General features: G+C 38.5%; 17 protein-coding genes. 13 read left to right on the forward strand and 4 right to left on the reverse strand.

The annotated features are described in order from the left end of the window. Positions 1-60 precede the first annotated feature (60 nt). The 3 genes from FLA_RS13205 to FLA_RS13215 all read right to left on the reverse strand — a co-directional run bounded on the left by FLA_RS13205 (position 61) and on the right by FLA_RS13215 (position 3,459). On the reverse strand, positions 61-1,692 hold the full coding sequence (locus FLA_RS13205; protein ID WP_076382748.1) for a hypothetical protein: 1,632 nt from the start codon (positions 1,690-1,692) through the stop codon (positions 61-63). Beyond that, positions 1,676-2,707 (reverse strand): hypothetical protein, encoded by a 1,032-nt coding sequence (locus FLA_RS13210; RefSeq protein WP_096510990.1) that lies wholly within the window; start codon positions 2,705-2,707, stop codon positions 1,676-1,678. The genes FLA_RS13205 and FLA_RS13210 overlap by 17 nt, the downstream gene beginning before the upstream one ends. A 347-nt stretch (positions 2,708-3,054) precedes the next feature. Next, positions 3,055-3,459 carry a helix-turn-helix domain-containing protein gene (locus tag FLA_RS13215; protein WP_076382746.1) on the reverse strand — a complete coding sequence of 135 codons (405 nt, stop codon included), beginning with the start codon at positions 3,457-3,459 and terminating at the stop codon, positions 3,055-3,057. Positions 3,460-4,589: 1,130 nt separating this feature from the next. Here FLA_RS13215 and FLA_RS13225 point away from each other — a divergent pair. The 10 genes from FLA_RS13225 (at position 4,590) to FLA_RS13275 (ending at position 13,714) form a co-directional block, all read left to right on the forward strand. Continuing rightward, the gene (locus FLA_RS13225; protein WP_076382744.1) at positions 4,590-4,955 is read left to right on the forward strand and encodes a hypothetical protein; all 366 of its coding nucleotides are present in this window, start codon (positions 4,590-4,592) and stop codon (positions 4,953-4,955) included. Positions 4,956-4,964: 9 nt separating this feature from the next. Then, positions 4,965-5,183, forward strand: coding sequence for a hypothetical protein (locus FLA_RS13230; protein ID WP_076382743.1), 219 nt, complete (start codon positions 4,965-4,967; stop codon positions 5,181-5,183). Further along, positions 5,176-5,442: a hypothetical protein gene (locus FLA_RS13235; RefSeq protein WP_076382742.1), complete on the forward strand. Its 267-nt coding sequence runs from the start codon at positions 5,176-5,178 to the stop codon at positions 5,440-5,442. The genes FLA_RS13230 and FLA_RS13235 overlap by 8 nt, the downstream gene beginning before the upstream one ends. A 54-nt stretch (positions 5,443-5,496) precedes the next feature. After that, a complete protein-coding gene (locus tag FLA_RS13240) occupies positions 5,497-5,859 on the forward strand; it encodes a hypothetical protein (protein WP_076382741.1) in 363 nt (120 codons plus the stop codon). A 3-nt stretch (positions 5,860-5,862) separates the two neighbouring features. Beyond that, positions 5,863-6,075: a hypothetical protein gene (locus FLA_RS13245; protein ID WP_076382740.1), complete on the forward strand. Its 213-nt coding sequence runs from the start codon at positions 5,863-5,865 to the stop codon at positions 6,073-6,075. 147 nt (positions 6,076-6,222) lie between these two features. Then, positions 6,223-7,326 carry a hypothetical protein gene (locus FLA_RS13255; protein ID WP_076382739.1) on the forward strand — a complete coding sequence of 368 codons (1,104 nt, stop codon included), beginning with the start codon at positions 6,223-6,225 and terminating at the stop codon, positions 7,324-7,326. A gap of 254 nt (positions 7,327-7,580) precedes the next feature. Continuing rightward, entirely contained in the window at positions 7,581-9,815 is a 2,235-nt protein-coding gene (locus FLA_RS13260) for a hypothetical protein (protein WP_144264199.1), read from the forward strand. A 33-nt stretch (positions 9,816-9,848) separates the two neighbouring features. Then, positions 9,849-11,042 (forward strand): hypothetical protein, encoded by a 1,194-nt coding sequence (locus FLA_RS13265; protein ID WP_096510998.1) that lies wholly within the window; start codon positions 9,849-9,851, stop codon positions 11,040-11,042. 406 nt (positions 11,043-11,448) lie between these two features. Next, on the forward strand, positions 11,449-12,729 hold the full coding sequence (locus tag FLA_RS13270; RefSeq protein WP_076382736.1) for a PIN domain-containing protein: 1,281 nt from the start codon (positions 11,449-11,451) through the stop codon (positions 12,727-12,729). Between the two features lie 226 nt (positions 12,730-12,955). Then, the gene (locus tag FLA_RS13275) at positions 12,956-13,714 is read left to right on the forward strand and encodes a hypothetical protein (protein WP_076382735.1); all 759 of its coding nucleotides are present in this window, start codon (positions 12,956-12,958) and stop codon (positions 13,712-13,714) included. 297 nt (positions 13,715-14,011) lie between these two features. Here the strand turns inward: FLA_RS13275 and FLA_RS13280 are convergent, their stop codons facing one another. Then, entirely contained in the window at positions 14,012-15,004 is a 993-nt protein-coding gene (locus FLA_RS13280) for a GlxA family transcriptional regulator (RefSeq protein ID WP_076382734.1), read from the reverse strand. A 242-nt stretch (positions 15,005-15,246) separates the two neighbouring features. Here FLA_RS13280 and FLA_RS13285 point away from each other — a divergent pair, with 242 nt between their 5' ends. From FLA_RS13285 to FLA_RS13295, 3 genes are all read left to right on the forward strand, one after another. Further along, a complete protein-coding gene (locus FLA_RS13285; RefSeq protein WP_159445202.1) occupies positions 15,247-15,828 on the forward strand; it encodes a DinB family protein in 582 nt (193 codons plus the stop codon). Between the two features lie 160 nt (positions 15,829-15,988). Next, the gene (locus tag FLA_RS13290; RefSeq protein WP_076382732.1) at positions 15,989-16,879 is read left to right on the forward strand and encodes a chromate resistance protein ChrB domain-containing protein; all 891 of its coding nucleotides are present in this window, start codon (positions 15,989-15,991) and stop codon (positions 16,877-16,879) included. A 46-nt stretch (positions 16,880-16,925) separates the two neighbouring features. Then, positions 16,926-17,447: a hypothetical protein gene (locus FLA_RS13295; RefSeq protein WP_076382731.1), complete on the forward strand. Its 522-nt coding sequence runs from the start codon at positions 16,926-16,928 to the stop codon at positions 17,445-17,447. The last annotated feature ends 11 nt before the right edge of the window (positions 17,448-17,458 follow it).

The raw sequence follows: 17,458 nt of genomic DNA on the forward strand, positions 1-17,458 counted from the left end.
AAGTAAGGTTTGTTTTAATCAAGGCAAATCTTACTTATATATGAACTAAACCTTGACAGATTATTGCCTTGCCTTTTTTTTAACTTTTAATGTATCGCTCACTTTATCTAATTTTATATTCAAATTAGAATCTTTATAGTCAATACAATTAAGATGATTATCAATTGTAGAATCTTTATTTACTACAATCGAATTAAGATTGTGCTCAACATTATTCTTGTACATAAGATGAAGAACAATTGTAAGAAACAATAGTAACAAGATTATCCCTATCCAAAGCCTAGAATAAACTTTTGTCTTTTTATCTATAAACTCTAGATCAGACTTATGCTCTGAGTCATTATTCAATATTCTTTGAATATCTTCTTTGGTAAGCAAGTCTTCATTTCTGGTCTTCATTTTATTATAAGTGTCTATAAGTCGTTCTTTCTGATGCTTAACTTCCCATCGGCAAACAAAAAAATACAAAAATGAAGCTAGCAAAAAAGATATAGATAAAATCGTGGCTTCTAAAGAAAATAGATCGACTAAAGTTTTTGATGAAATTATCTTACTGATAATCATTGTCGCATACAGAGAAACAACTGCTAATGCTGATTTTTGAAAACCCGACGCGAATGCCTCAATAACTTTTCCCGCTTTTTCGTTAAACCCAAAAATCTGATCTGACATCTTATTACGTAAATCTATGTACTGCTTTACATTTTGCTTTTCATAAACTTTAAATCCTGACAGAATTGAAGTGTAAACAGATTGATCTATAGAATAATTGTCATTGGAGCTAATATTTAAGGATATAAGATTTCTTGAAAGCCCAATTTTATCTTGGAGGCCGCCATTAGATGTCACCCATCTGTAGATGTTATAGTAGCTAGGTAGATTCTCTAATTTTAAAGATTTCAAATCTACTTCGGCTGAAATAGTCTTGTATCCATTCATCTTAAGCGATAGCTTGTCATCTTTCAAGACAGAGAAATCATTTAGAATAGCCATAGAAAAGGCTAGACAGGATACAGAAAACTTATCAATCGTCAGGTTACTTAAACCTCCTTTATGCAAAACCTCAAAGTCATCTGGCAACATTATATTACTACCATTAATGCTAAAATGACTTACTGATTTAAGCTTCTCCCATAACTTAATGTGCTCTATCTTTCCGACGTTTCCGTTTTTCTTAAAATCCGGATCAGAAATTAAATGTATAGAGTTGGTATGAAAATGATTTTTGAAACTTGGATTTATTAAAAATAAATCGGAATTGCCAGATGAGAAAAAAGATGAGAACACAGAAACGAAATCGAATATCTTTAATTCTTGCAAGTAACGTTCAAAGATTGCTACATTATAGATATTAACAGTGTCTCCCTTTAATTTCCCTTTATCAATTCGCAGATCAATTTCAACAAAATCCAAATCATCAATTACATCTTCCTCGCTTTCCCAGGTTGCAAAAAATAGTTCATTATTGAGTTGGTTGGATGCATAGGAAATAGGCTCGCCAGATATAGTAGCAGTCAATGTAAGCCGATCCCATGAATCAAGATCCCTAAGTAAAGCAGATAAGCTATCACGGAGATTGAAATTCAATCTCTGAATATGAGCATTGACAACAAATTGTAAAAGTGTTTCTGAACTGGATGTAATAGTAACATCTTTTGCCAAAACGGACAATATATCATTCGGAAGAATCATTTATTTGTTGCGTTTTAAAATAATTAAATCCAACATCCGTCTTTATCTTGATATATTTTTCACCATGCTCAGTAAAAGCTAACACTGAAGAGTCCAGATTGATGTCCTCCTTAATTATCAATTCCAATTGAGGAGTAAGATTTAGTTTATATATCATCCTTTTCTTTAAACAACTCCTCACTATTTGAAACCTACCCTCAAACTTACATCTATCAGGCAGGCTACGTATGTTAGTTGCAACAGCATTCATGTTAAGTTCTGAGTCCTCTGGCACATAAGAAACAATTATATCATTTAAATAGTCTTCCATAACAAACTCAGGCATCGATCTGTAATACTGGACGGTTGCATTTCTTATTATCATCCAGTCGCGAGGATGCTTTGCCTTTAATCCACTAAACACCTTTCTATCCATCATATCAAAAGATTTCTCGGTGTTATGCTCATTGGTATATTCTTCAACAAGTTCTAAAAAGTCTTTCCACCAATATGAAGAAATAACTGTCCGATAATCGCTAACCTTCGCATACAACGGTATAAAGTTATTATCACAATAAGCACAAAATGCTTTAAATATCTTTTTCTTAATTGGAAGACCTGTAGCCTTTTTATTATCTGTTTCATTAATAAAATCAGAGTGTTCTGCTTTTATTATCAAAAACAAAAGCTCTTCGTTATATTCAACTAAAGCTTGAATCATTATCCCTTTCTGTACTTCTCTGTTTAAATGCTCTATTCGTTGTTGAACATTTTCTTCTTTACGAAGTAACCTTTTTGCGGCATCTAACAAAAGAGTAGGTCTTTTGATTTCATCCCCTAAACTATTTATCATAGTAATTAAAGCAGTAGGTTCATCAGGAAACAAATACTTCTTACTTCTCTGATCGCCTATAACATCTACGATAAGTTGCTCAATGTAGAAACTAAAGTCATTAGCCTCAGTGCTAATAGTGATTTCAACAGGAGTATTTCGATCTAGGTCAAAGCGGAATACACTCTTAAATAATACAGTCATGCAATCAGTCATGCGTAACCATAAGTAAATGTACTAACTTTATTAGCATTTCTATCAGGTTACTTGTTTTTTATGCGGTTAATAAACTAAAAAGATAAAACGTTTAAGAATTGCTAAAAACTTTTTTTCGAAAAAACTGGTAATCAATATGATATATACGAAACAAGAGAATTATGTGATTTCTAAATTAACGACAGTATTGAAAAGTAGATAAATCATAGATTGTTGCTAGGCAATCGTAAGTGTATATTATTAACAAGTCTAAAGATTTGAAAAGCGAGGCATCAGTTGCTGTAAAGAAAAAGGTCTGCATTTGAGCGCAGACCTTTGGAGAATATCTTGTTGAATTATCTTTTTTCATCAAGCAACCTCTGTAGTATTGCAGCTTTTTCATCCTTTTCTTTTAACAAAGCATCGTAAACTTCTACTAGCTTATCAATTGGATTGAAAGTACAGTTATACAAGGTACTAGCAACCGCACTACCATTCAAGCTGTCATGAAAGGTGTTCGATATAAAGTTGATTGTTTTTTCTTCATCAAAGTTTTTGATTGCTTCTGCTGGCACTTTTAAAATCTTTGCTATTTGGTCCATAAGATCATCGGGGATTATTTCCTTTTCTTCTAGTCTTGATACTTTCTTTTGATCCCAGTCTTCACCTAATTCCAGGGCTACAGCTTCCTGTTTAATTCCCAGAATTTCCCTCATGCGCTTAAAGTTTCTACCGTGATGTGGCTGATTAGTGTTTGACATACTAAGTATATTATATAAACTCCGTAAATCTAATAATAAAACTAAGATAGCCTAAAAAACGGGGTAAAAAAGGCAAAAAAGCGGTATTTAAGGCAGCTTTTGTCTGTAATAGACAGATCAGAGTTACTTACTTTACTTAGTAAATATTACATTTGTTGTTCTTCATTGAATTTGAAGGACTTCGCTATAAGTCTCCGTCTGAAAACCGCGAATTTTCATTGGAAGTGAGATGATAGTAGAAGCCTGCTCTATAGAATATTGCCTATAGGGTAGGTCTCTATCAGCTTATCACTTCCGGGCTCTTCGCGGTGCCTCAGATCGGTAAGACGAGACCTGTCCTATAGGCAATTTTATTTCCGGACACGCCACGTCTACCAGAGACTTACATTTTTTAACCTATAAATGTAAGCGTATGTCGCACCTAATTACAGCATTACCATCTCAATAAACAGCAATTCATTTGCTGCATCCCTAACCGGAATCTCAATTTATTAGCCAGCGGTTGCCGTTATTCTTCATGGAAAACGGGGAATTGTTATGTGTTGGTGACAGGCACTAGCGGTGGCCGCATGGCTATAACCATCTAATTGTTTATATGGCATTCCAATTTGCATTCACTCCGCAAAGGTTACCTATATTCCGTTTGCAGGTTTGTTGGAAACGGCTACCATTTATCTCACTTTTCATTTACTGGCTCTGTCAAATGCTCAGTACAGCCCTTTTTAACCTGGTGGCAGGCTCTCCTATTACTATTATTCAATTACTAATTATTAGAAACATTTGGTACACCTACCTGCTATTATATGGGGTGTATATGCTGGCAATAGTGTTTTTATTTGGCAAATTGTATAAGCGGGCAAAACGTGTTAAAAGAAAAAGGAGCTACATAATTTTGCTTATACACATTGCCGTATTAACCCCAGTTTACATTGGGGCTGCTATCTTCTTCCATAGCTTAATCATCGGGTTTGTTTTTATTATTGCCTACATTTTATATGTAGGTTTATCCAGGCTGCTTATTGCTAAAGACCTTCTTTTCCGAATACAGATGTATGACGGAACCACTATCCACCACTATTAATCCACACACTACTTCCTTAGTATTTCCTAACGATTAATATAAATGACACATGAAGTTTCAAACACTGAAAGCCACATTCAAGCTTACGGATGATTTTTTGTATGCCTGCAACTGGACAGGTAAAACGCCCGAACAAGTATTACAACAGTTTGCTGACCGGGTAACCATTGTGGGGTATCTTGAAAAGTATAATACCAGTTCCTCCAAACTGGCAGGCGAGTTTATAAAGCTCTGCAACTGGCATCTACAGATTGAAAAGAAGCTACTGAAAGGAAACACCATTAAATACAGTATGTCCAGTGGTTTTATGCAGAAAATAGCTAAAGTGATACACTCTGAAAAACCACAGCCTGAAAAAGCTTTACTGTACCAGCAAATTATACACGACTGGAAAAACGCCGTACTCACCTTGTAAAATAACACTATGGAAAAGACTATCACCCTTCACATTGGCGAAGAAATGGCATTACTATGCGATGCCTTACGGCTCGACCCTCATGCGGTTTTGCAGCTATACATAGATCACGTTTCCATTGAAAAAGTAGAAGAAGAACCTCTTAGCCAACCTGTGATGATTGCTACCGTTTTAACCGTCAGGGATGAACTAAATAAACACAAGCCAATTGCCGATAATCATGAGTGAAGAAAATAAAGACCAGCTATTAAAGGACATTCATACAGAAATCGTCCACTTCTTTCTAAACAACCCATTTGAAAAGACCAGAAATGAATTTTGGGAGTGGATGACCGCATATATCTACTTCAGAGGAGAAATAATAGGCGGAAAAGAAGCGGGTGAATCTCTTTTTTTCTATGAACAGCTTATAGATATGATTGACTGCTTAGAGGGATACTTAGATAAAATTAAGGCATTGGAAGAAATGGCTAAGCTAACCATTTAATCAACACGCATAAAATAACAACTAGTTATAACACAAACAAGAAAAACCATAACAATGGAAACTATCTCTGTTACACTTGACATTCCGGAAAGTTTTACAAAAGACTGTGAAGCGTATGGCATAACCGAGCAACGAATTCTACAACTTTTTACCAGTCATTTAGTCACCGTCTGCACCTTCTTTGAAGGTAATGACGACTTATTGATAGCACAAACAACAAACGTTTTTAAGGACTTCATGGAAACCACCATTGTTGTGCCGACATCTAACGAAGTTAAAAGGGAGATTTGTATAAAAGCGACTAAAGCCATTATTGCGATGACTGTTACAGGAGTGCTGGAATGGTCAGAAGCGAAATATAACCAGCTGATTAATGACACCTATCAGGAATTGCTGCAAATCAATAAAAACAACTAAGCTATGGAAATGACTTTTGAAATTGACCATACTCCAGAAAGCTATGTAATGATGGAATTATTTAACCATAGCCTGCAAGAGGTGTTACAGTATTTTGTAAACAATGTATCCATTCAGAACTATAAAACAACAAAGGAAGAAAATGTTAAGCACGCCACCTTTGCATTTTATAAGCTGGTAGAAGCACATAAACTGGATGAATTGAGGGGTGATTAAGTAAATAGCCGCCGGGGTTTTCCAGCCCTGGCCTATATTCTCAGGCAATATTTTTCAAGGATATACTTATCATATTAAAATCAGAAATTTCGACCCATGAAGTGTAACACTTATCTTCGGCATCAGCCATAAAGAATACTTTCAAACATGCTTTTCAAACGATTTGATTTTAGTACGCCTGAAGCCCACGAACGCCTGAGCCTTTCCAAGCATACGCACACGCCTACCTGGCAGTTCTTCTATAACAGTTATAGCCATGCCTTGTATACCATCATGGAGGATGGTATGCGTATCAGCTATCCATACAATTGCAATGCCCGCGCTATTTTGTTTTTGATGCGCCATACACTGGAATTATGTATGAAGCAGCAGCTTCAACAGCAGGGCCTGCCTATTCCTATCTCACACGCTTTTGCCGATATTGCCGTAGGATTCGGCGGGATGGATCGATTACCAGAAAGCCTCCAGGGTATGATTGCGCTCATTGACCGCGATGCCGATGGCAGCTGTTATCGCTATGCCCAAGATCCACATAGCCGTCAGCTCTATTTTCCTGATAATTTTGCTTTTGCAGTAGGCCCTTTCTTTGATCTACACCGGCTGTTGGAAGCCAGCGGCACCTTCACAACGAGGCCTTTGCTGCCCGCCGCTATCAAACCTACCGGTAAATTTACAAGCTGGGCTCTCACCTTTCATATGCATGAGGCCTATACCATCCGGCAGGTGAAATCTCACTACTCAGGGCTGGCTGAAATCCTGATCGAAGGGGTATTGGAGAATAGAGTCAATATTGAAGAAGTCTACCTGCCGCTGCTTTTCTTGATCAGGCATTCACTCGAACTGGTTATCAAAGGTAACCTTCAGGAAGCTCAGAATTTATTTCAGGGCTTTGCTCCTGCTTTTAACATACGCGAACATTCGCTGGTAAGTCTGTACAATATCTATGAAAGATTTCTCAATGCGCAGGATCTTACCTTGTTACCAGCTGAACTACAGCCGCAACTGGCAATGTTTCGGGAGAAGTACCTTAGCTTTAATCAGCTGATACATGATTTGGATTTTAACTCCCGCATCTTCAGGTATCCTTCTGATAAACGGGGCAATTCCATTGCGCTAAACCTTGACCGCATTAATTTGCCGCGCATGTTGGAGTTGTATTACTTTACAGATGCTTATTTGTCTTTTAACAATACCGTACTACAAGAAGCCGGCGTTATACCAACCCCTGCTACTAATCCTATATATATCTAGCAGCCTTAGCACTACAGCGGGCTGCTTTCTTTTTCAACGGCAGTTATCAAGTGGGCTATTCGTTTCTTACCGGTTCTTGTCTGCAATCGTCCAAGCTTCTATATTCTGTTTGGAGTTATTTAACATGTCGCTCTACGAAAGCAAAATCACATATCGTACACGATTACTTATAACTTTTTTTTCTGCACTCTTTTATCTACATGCCTAAATATCCTATATTTAAGGTAAAGGTGTGTTAATTTCCTTTATCCCTTATGCTGTATACTGATGCTTGCATTTACTTTATCATCGGGATCGTCACCGTTGCGTATCCATTATTGTTGACCGCTTTTTCACGCCTGGATGATAGTTATAAATCCAGTATTGTGCTAAGCCTCTTCCGGCAAGAAAAAAGATACTCTTACTTCAACCGGGTACTGATAATTGCATTGTGTGCAGGGTTACTTCATATCATCATTCATTTTATTGTTTCTTCCGACAAAGGCAATGACTTTTCTGAAACCTGCCCTCTGGTGCTGATTACGGGTATCACCTTGCTGTCAATCACGATACTTCTCTCTATATATACGATCCGCTTAGTAAGCCTGATGCTACAATATTTCTCTATTGAAAAGTTAGTACTGCACTTGCAGAACCAACCCGACACTGAAGAATACCGGCATTTCAGAGCCCTTACAGATATACTCAATGTTGTGATTCAACGCGGAGATGAAACTACGGTGGAAACGCTCCTTAGATATTATCATTCCCAGTTTCTCGGTAAAAGGCAGCCAGCATCAAATCGGCCATTAATATATCCTAAAGCATTTTATATCATGCTGTACAACCTGGTCCGGGATCTGACCCCTAATGACATTCCGAAATTACGCAGGTTAGCCTACGCAGCCACTAATGGTACCTGGCTGTTAGGTGAGATGCAGCACACCGAGATCAGCACTCAAACCTATAGCTGTTTATGGAATTTGAAACGCGTTTTAGTAGCTAACAAACGTGATGATCTGCTAATGAACTATTGGGAAATGTCCCACCAATACATGACTTATGTACTGCGTGATACTGGATTTCGCCCCATTGTGAACATACCCGATGATCCAGAAGCGATTCCGCAAGTCAATAGCAGGCAAAAGGACAAACACGATTTTCTTTATTTTCACCTGGCATTAGGCAGCCTGTTATTATACGAACAAAACTACTCATGCCTCAACAGGGTGCTTCGTTTTACCAATAGTGAGCCTCCGGCTTATGATTTACTTCCGGGTAATATTGGAACGCTGCTTTCCCTTTACCGCGAAACTGTGGACGATTTTATCGGGGATACCAGCCCGATTGAATTTCGTTTCCCTTTCCCCCGCACAGAAGGCCTGCAGTCCAGCGAGATCATCAAAAAACAGATCATTCAATACTTGGCCTTATTACTCATTCGATTTTATACTATCCCTTCTCCCTATTATGGTTTTTCGTATACCTCAATGCCCCAACCTCCCAATGATTTGCCTTCCTTGAAATGGTATGAAGAAAACCTGCCCTATTTTATTTCGGCAGTAACGAGACTGCTGGCAGATGCCACGTTATTAAGTCATTTCCAACTGGAACATATTACACCTGATTTTTGCCAGGAAGAAAACCTACGCTATCCAACAGACTTACTGGAGGATTATAGAACAACTATTACGCAAGTAATCAACAACCGTGAAATTGAGCAAGCCTTATCGCCTGCTAAAGTAGAGCAATACAAGATCACTTCATTGCAGAAGCTTTCCCCTGTCTTCCAGGCGATTCAACTCTTTCATAATACCCTGCCAATAGCAGAATCTAATCCTCCTATAGAACTGGGAGGAATACGCCAGCTTATGGATAAATCGGCCTTTTGCGAAAACCAGGGTATTACACATTTAAACTATGATTCTATTACTGCGGAAATGGCGGCTACCCGTCTTGCCAGAGAGTTTTCCCTGAACCTGCATGCACACGTTGGCAGGCGTTATCTCATCAGACAAAACGATCTGAGGTCAGCATTGGAAAGGCTTAATCCTAGCACCCACTACCATATTTTCTTATTAGGTCTCAGTCGTCAATATTTGAACAATATTGTAAACTTTCCCCATGTTACAATCACTGAAATACCGGCAGTCGCTTATGATAGCTTGGTTTTTCACTGGAGCATTTTGATCATTCCCCAAACAGCGATGCCCTGGATTACACATCCTGAGCTGGAACAAAATATATTAGACGAATTGTCACTGACCAACTACGACGACACTTACAATATTTATGGTGCTGTTGTTAACCTTCATGAGAACCCAAATATCAGGGACATGTTTGTTCCTGAGAACGGACAAGACCTGGAAAGGTCGGTAGGTTTATTCCTGAGTTTTCGTTTCCTACTTTCCTGGCCGGCGAGGGCGAATATCTGGCGACTGGATGTGTATGATCAATATGGCCCACAAGCCATTCCGAATGATGTTAATGATATTGTGGCTCTTCCCTAATTCATTTCTATTACCAGCATTGATATTTTCTTTATGAAACGGACCATCTTTTATTCTTGGCAGTCTGATCTCCCCAGTAACACGAACCGCAGCTTTATTGAATCTTGCCTAAAGGAAGCTGTTGACCAACTTACTATAACACCGGGGTTTTCCATCGAAATGAATCTGGATAGAGATACCAAAAATATCCCAGGCACACCCGATATTCTGGATTCCATTTTTTCTAAGATAGCCAAATGCAAAATATTTGTAGCGGATGTTTCCATTATAAATACAGAAACTGAAGGCAGGAAATGCCCTAACCCCAATGTATTGATTGAACTGGGTTATGCGGCCCGTGTATTGGGATGGGAAAGAGTCTTTTGCTTTTTTAATACCGATTACGCCAAAGTAGAAGAACTTCCTTTTGACCTTCGCCAGCGGCGCCCTATTCTATATAGTCTGAAAAATGACCCCAAAGCAAAGGTAAAAAAACAACTTGCTTCTATCATTACCAATAATGTCCATCAACTCTTCCGCAGTGGCCGCCTGTTTGATGTGGTAGATGATTACCTGAAAATGAAAGTGGATACTGAAATCATTGGCGTAGCGGTACACCTGGGCAGGCTTCTTTATGGCTACACAACACCTTCTCCTCTTGAATTAACAACCACCTTGTTAAAGCTAAGTAATGAAGAATTAACAAAAGCACTTCATTTGCCTGACAAATTGGGATTCCTGGCCTTTAAAAACTTTCGCATTTATGAACAGAAATTTAGGTCGCTGGCCGATACGGTTATTTCTTCCATTCATCATAATAGGGAATTTGCTAAACCTATTATTGAACTGATGCATTTTGCCGGACGATTCGATAGCGTTAATTCACCTAGAGAATTAGAGGACTGTTTCTTGCCTACGGGAAATATGAGCAACGAATATAAGATAGTCCCACCTTCCAGTTTAAGCCCAAATCCTGAATTGCCAAACCGATATATCATAGGTAGAAAATTAGATGAGCGTCATCTGCAAATTACAGATCACGGAGACTTCCCTTACCCCTTCCGCATTAAAAACTTTCTGCAACTCTATACAGTAAATCCTAAAAAACTACCTGTACTGATATCCTTATATCGCGAATTTATTGATTCTGCAAATAGCTGGCTAGAACTAACTAACGGAGAATTTATTCTCGACACTTTCCACCAGTTTGAATTTAAAACCACTGCCCATGATCCAAACACTGTGTAATATATTTACTAGCCCCATAAACTAACTAAAATCTGAATTATTAATATACACTCATTAAACTAATAATGCCAGAGATGAAAATGTAAAAAGAATGCACCTGCATCTTGTTTCCGGCATGTATAAAGCGGCTCGTTCATAGCCCGGGAGGTAGGAGAAATACATCGTGATAACAAAAGCAGTTGATTTCCCTTTCTATACTTCTCTAAGAGGGCTCTGATTTCTTGCAGCAGCTTACCTTAGCCCGTTTTACTGTACATTTCTGCTGTTGAATGAAAATGCAGACTGCTTTCATTTATCAGTTTCTGCCAATTAGTTACCGGTTTATTGTTTCGCATTTTCAGTACTCACTTGCTGGCTTCCCGGATTTTGCATAAATTGACCATCAACTAAAAAGTATGTTGCCGATATGACTTATCTCTTTTTAGACACTAATGTATTCTTACACTTTATAGATTTTGAACATATTCCGTGGGATCAGGTAGTGCCGGGTAACAAGCAATATACCATCGTCGTTGCCCCCATGGTGATGAACGAACTGGATGGTCATAAGTACAACGATAAAAACAAAAAGGTAGCCCAGAAGGCAAAAAAAGCCTGCTCCAAACTGGATGCTATTGGTGATGAGAATAAAACCTCGCGTTACCCGGTAAAAATCCTATTAAAAACACCGCAGCAAGCAACTTTTGATATACACGAGCTTGACCGGAGAGAGCAGGATCAGGTGATCATTGCCACGATGCTGGAGTTTCAGGAAGAGCTGACCAACGGCGACAACATTCATTTTATATCCAATGACTCCGGCCCCAGGCAACGAGCCAGGCAGAAAAACCTGTCTGCTCCTAAACTCAGTGAGGACTATTTAGCAACCCCGGAGCCCGATGAAACGGAAAAGGAATTGACGGCTCTTAAAAAAGAAGTCGCTGCACTAAAAAACCGCATGCCTGTCATGAAGCTTTCTTTTGCGGATGGACAATTATTCTGTGAACATAAATTGGATGATTTTCATGTGTCAAAAGAAAATTATGTGACCAAAGTTCTGTCTGATGTAATGGAAAAACACTCCTATGCGCTGATTTCAGAATATAAGCCTAATGTGTATCCTTTTGTGAGTAAGCTCTTCCACGACATCCGGAATAAACAGGCAGAGCATTACAATGAAAATCTGGATAGCTTTTTTGAGGATTACAAAAGCTACCTGGAAAACGATCATGACTATTTGACTTTCATACAAAGTATTATTCCGCTTGAGTTTATGTTGATCAATGAAGGCAATTCCCCTGCGGACAGTATGGAAGTAACATTTAGCTTTCAGGGTAATTTTGAAATCATCGAAGACAAACATTTTCCTAAACGAAGAAAGAAACCTACACCCCCGGAGTTTTCTGCCAATCCATATGGAATTCGAATTGCCAGTGTGGGTACACAGGTAACAAGCTCGATGCTAGGAGCTTATGTTCCTGGGCCGGATTTTGACAAGCCGGATATCAGAAAAACTGAAACCGGGTACGATGTGAGCTTTACGCTCCCACACCTGAGACATAAGCAGCAGAAAGGTTTAAGAACTATATATGTTCGGTTTGAGTCGATGGATAAGATGGAAGGCTTTTCCATAAACTACAAGTTGCATGTCGATAATATCCCCAACGTTATTTCAGGTACCTTGAACGTGAACGTGGTCAGCAATTAATCCTTTAAAAAGATACTTTATAATGAAAAGGTTGATATTGGTTGGAAGCGGTTTCGATCTTGCACAAAGCTTACCTAAATCATTTTCAGCTTTTGCACCTCAAAAGTGTATGACAGCCATGAAAGATTTTCTTTTTCTCCGAAGTAAATAAAATGCGTTTTTAATTGAATTGCTATTTTTAAGCTATTTTCTTAAAACTCTAAAGTTGAAGAAAATTTTTAAACATATGGATGGTACATTGGTCTGTGCAATTGTAGGAAGCTTAGTTACTGTAGGTGCTGCAATAACCCAATATAATAAGGAAAAGAAAGCCAACAAGGAAGCCGAAGAAAGTAAAGTGGAAGAAAGGCGAAGTAAAGAAGAGTTAAAAGTAGCTAACAATAAGATATTAGAGCTAACACAAGAAATTGCAAAAAGATCAGAAAATTTAGTAGAAGCTAATCAGAAAATAGCTGATATGCAAGGTAGATCTTTAAATGAAATTACCGGAGGAAAAAATCTTCCAGTTCTTGTTATTGGGCATAATGGAAGTGGGCAGGCATTAAATCCTTTACAACCAGATGGTCGGCTTATATATAAAGGGAACATAATTACATTTTTAGTCGTTAATGGGGGAAAATATACTATTAAGGATGCAAGCGTCTCAATAAAGGATATTTACAATAAAGACAATAAAGAAGCAATTACACCTTACAATTACATGAAGCAAGTGATCGATCAAAGGGATTGGGGAACTTATAAGAACATCTTAATTGGCACATTGGCATTAAAAAGCCGAAAACACATCTATTCTAGTACCATGCCTGATCATGAGGGGTATATAAATCTTGAGTATGACGTGGTTGTAGAGTGGTCTAATGGCCTTTATCAACAGCATATTACAATAGCAATAACCCCTGATAAAACCGATATAAAAAGCATATATTATGATGCTGATGGAAATATTATTCCATACGAACAATTAGAAAATGCCATTAAAGAATAAAGTGGGCTCTATTATGGTATGAAATTCCATTTTGAAACCCAAAACAGTTCCCTATATTTGTAAAGTTAAATCTGCCGAAAGTAAAGCAGAGTAATATTTTACAGCTCTTTTTAATGATCGTCAAAAAAGTAATCGACAATAAATATAATTATTTGTTATCGAATAAGATATGCTGAAAACGAGCATCCGCTCGGGACCTCTGGGAGAAAAGGATCACAGAAATGTGATCCTTATTTTTTTATCAATCTTAACACTTAAGTTGCTGTTTTGGGGATAATCCTGTTTTTTAAACTTAAACTACATCTTGCTTATCACCTGGGCATCTTTGTTATATCTATTTCTATATTCTAAAGGCGATAGCCCGGTGATCTTTCTGAACACCTCCCTAAATGCTTTAAGGTCTGAGTAGCCCACTTCGTACATCACTTCATTAATGGTTTTGCGGCTGGTTTCAAATGCCTTTTTCGCGGCTTCAACTTTTACCCGTTGTGCATATTCTGTAGGTGTATTGCCTGTAGCTTTGATAAAACGACGATCAAAGTTGCGTCTGCCAATAGAAAAATGAGCAGCCAGATCTTCAATAGAAATTTTTTCATCCAGTTGGCTTTCTATGTATTGCTGTGCTTTTTTTATTAGTTCGTCACTATGCTTTCGCTGCCCATTGAAGATGATGAAAGCAGACTGACATTGCCGGTCTATTTCAATTTGAAAAACCTTGGAGCAAAAGATGGCAGTTTCGCGGTTGTAGTATTTTTCTACCAGGTAAAGAATAAGATTCAGGAAAGAATAAGCACCGCCATTGGTGTAAATACCCTGTTCGTCTGTAATCAGCTGGTCGGTTTGTACATGAACCTTTGGATACAGCTGTTTCAGTTGATCTGCCGCTAACCAATGTGTAGAGCAACTTTTGCCATCTAACAAACCCGCAGCTGCCAACAGGTAAGCTCCTGTGCAAATACTGGCAACGTTAGCTCCATTCCTGTATTGTTGACCTATCCAGTCAATTAATGAACCATTTCCCTTTATTGCCTGTTGATAATTATGGTTTAGAGAAGGAACAATGATCAGGTCGGTTTTGCTGATGGCAGATATATGCTTATGAGGTCTTGCAGTGAACAGGCCATTGTAAAAATCTACTTCGCTGGATGTACCGGCTAATTCTATTTGCAAAACCTCCCTTTTTCCCAGTTCTTTCTGATAGGCATTTGCGCGGGTAAAAATTTTGTAAGCCCCCACAATACTGCTTAAATTATTCTCACCGTCAGGAACCAGGATGGTTAGATGTTTCATAAACAACTACTTTCCGGTAAAGGTACTGCATAGGGTGTGTCCAAATCAACCCATCATGTTGTCTAAATACCCGCCATTGTCAGCGGCTTTTAGACCCTAATTTTATTTAGTGATTTACATTATAGATAATTCAATTTAAACGCATGAAAAGGACAAATACATGGCTTTTGCTGGCATTTTTCAGTATTACTGCTTCTCCTATTAATGCCCAACAAGAAAATAGGAATACTAAAATAACGACTATGCCTGCAACTGTACCTGCCCTAGCAAAGGACACCGTGCTTACGCCTCATGAAAGAGAATATGCTACCCGTTTTTTACAGGAAACCGGGACAGGAGTTTTTAATGCGGTAAAGGGCTTAAATGATATACAATTGAGTTATAAGCCTGCTATGGACAAATGGAGCGTAGAAGAATGTGTTAAACATATTGCTGCGGCTGAAAGAGAACTTTGGGTAATGGTGGAGCAATCATTACAACAACCAGCTAACCCCGATAAAAGAACAGCACTTACCTTTACCGATGAAGCGTTGATTGCAGCTGTAGAAGATCGTTCGCATAAGTCAAAAACATTTGCAGCGTTGGAACCGGCAAATTCTCCCTACAAAACAATGACAGAAGCGCTCTCTTCCTTTAAAGAGAACCGTGAAAAACTAATAACCTTTATTAACAGTACTCAAAAAGACCTCCGCAACCATGTATCGGTGCTTCCCATGGGCACTTATGATGCTTATCAATTTATTTTGCTTATTTCGGCACATACAAGCCGGCATACAAAACAGATAGAGGAGGTTAAAGCCAATACTAATTTTCCAAAGAATTAGTTATTGATCAGTCAACTTTTTGTTTAATAATGTCTCTAAAAAATGAACCCAGCAGTCTCCAGTATTTTTACATGCTTGAAACTGCAGGCCGGAAAGCTCCGGCCTTTTTTGTTCTATAAATGCTTATTTTAGGACAGTCACAAACTAATGAATTCCACTGATGAAATGGATTACCCGTGAACGCCCCAAAATTGACAGAATTGCCTGCCCGTGGTTAATTAAACGTTTTATTGATCCCGATGCTGAAATTATTTATGTTCCTTATACAGAGGTGTTATCCCAGGCTGAACTGCTGCAAGCCATCCCATTTGACTTGCCGGATATAGAATATACTCACTATGAAGACCAATGTACCTTTGACTATTTCCTGAAAAAGCACCAGTTAAATGACCCTGCTCTGGATCGTATAGCGGCAATTGTACGGGGTGCAGATACAGACAGGCACGATTTTGCGGCGCAGTCGGCAGGACTGGAAGCTATATTTTCAGGCCTGGCCTACAATATCAGGAACGATCAGGAGCTTTTAGAACTGGGATTGACCATTTATGACGGCTTATATAGCTGGGCCAAACACCTGCATCATTTAAAGCACACCCAGGCAGGCCCGGTTGAACAAATGCTACTGGAGGTTTTTAATAAGTACATCAAAAAAAGTGGAGCTAACAAAATACCAGCCTGGGCAAAAGAGCTGAAAAACCTGATTCAAGACCAGATTGATACCAATGTAAGCCTTAGCCTGAAAGATGTATCCAAAGATCTTGACATACACCCTTCTTATTTGTCAAGGGAGTTTTCCAAATATTTCGACAACCTTTCCTACGGTGAATACATTCGTAAGATACGGATAGAAAGAGCTATTGAATTGTTGACCAACGCTAACTATTCACTCACCGAAATAGCTTATTTAACCGGTTTTTCCGATCAAAGCCACTTTACACGCATTTTTAAACAACAAACCGGCGAAACCCAACCGAACATAAAAAAAGGCTTCAAAAAGGTAAAAAGGATCCCAAAAGTTAATTCTGTTCTATTCCAGGCAGTTTCAACATAATAGCATTGCATAAGAAAAGCTATTGGCTCTATAATGCAATACTATTATGAAAAGAACAACGTACACGTATTTGATTATACTTACTCTGGTAACAACTGGTTTTGTTTCTGTTGCCCCTGCCCAAACATCATTACCTGCTTATCCGAAGGTTACCGGATATGTAGGCATCATTCATCCCATAGTCACTTTTAGTAAAGACGGCACGCATACAAATTTTGATGGGGCGTATGTAGGAGGTTTACCTACTGGTATTAACATTTGGAAAAGCTCCGGAATCGGATTTTCTTTTGAAGTAGTTCCCTTTATCCGTGCCGCTGATGGCACCAGCAAAATGAACAATCTCTTATTTCATCCTGGCCTGCTGCTATCACTGGGGCATGGCTTTGTACTTGCCAGCCGTGCCGCTTTTGAAACGTCGGGAAGGTATGGCGTAACTCCAGTGCTAAACAAAACCATTATTAAAAAGAAGGACTACAGCTATTATATAGCCCTTCCCGTTCCCGCCCGTTTTGGGAATAATCAGCCGGCTGCTATTGGTGTAGGATTTCAGTTTGGTATAGCCTTTTAAAAAATGAAAAA

It is taken from the genome of Filimonas lacunae, from assembly GCF_002355595.1.
Classification (GTDB): Bacteria; Bacteroidota; Bacteroidia; order Chitinophagales; family Chitinophagaceae; genus Filimonas; species Filimonas lacunae.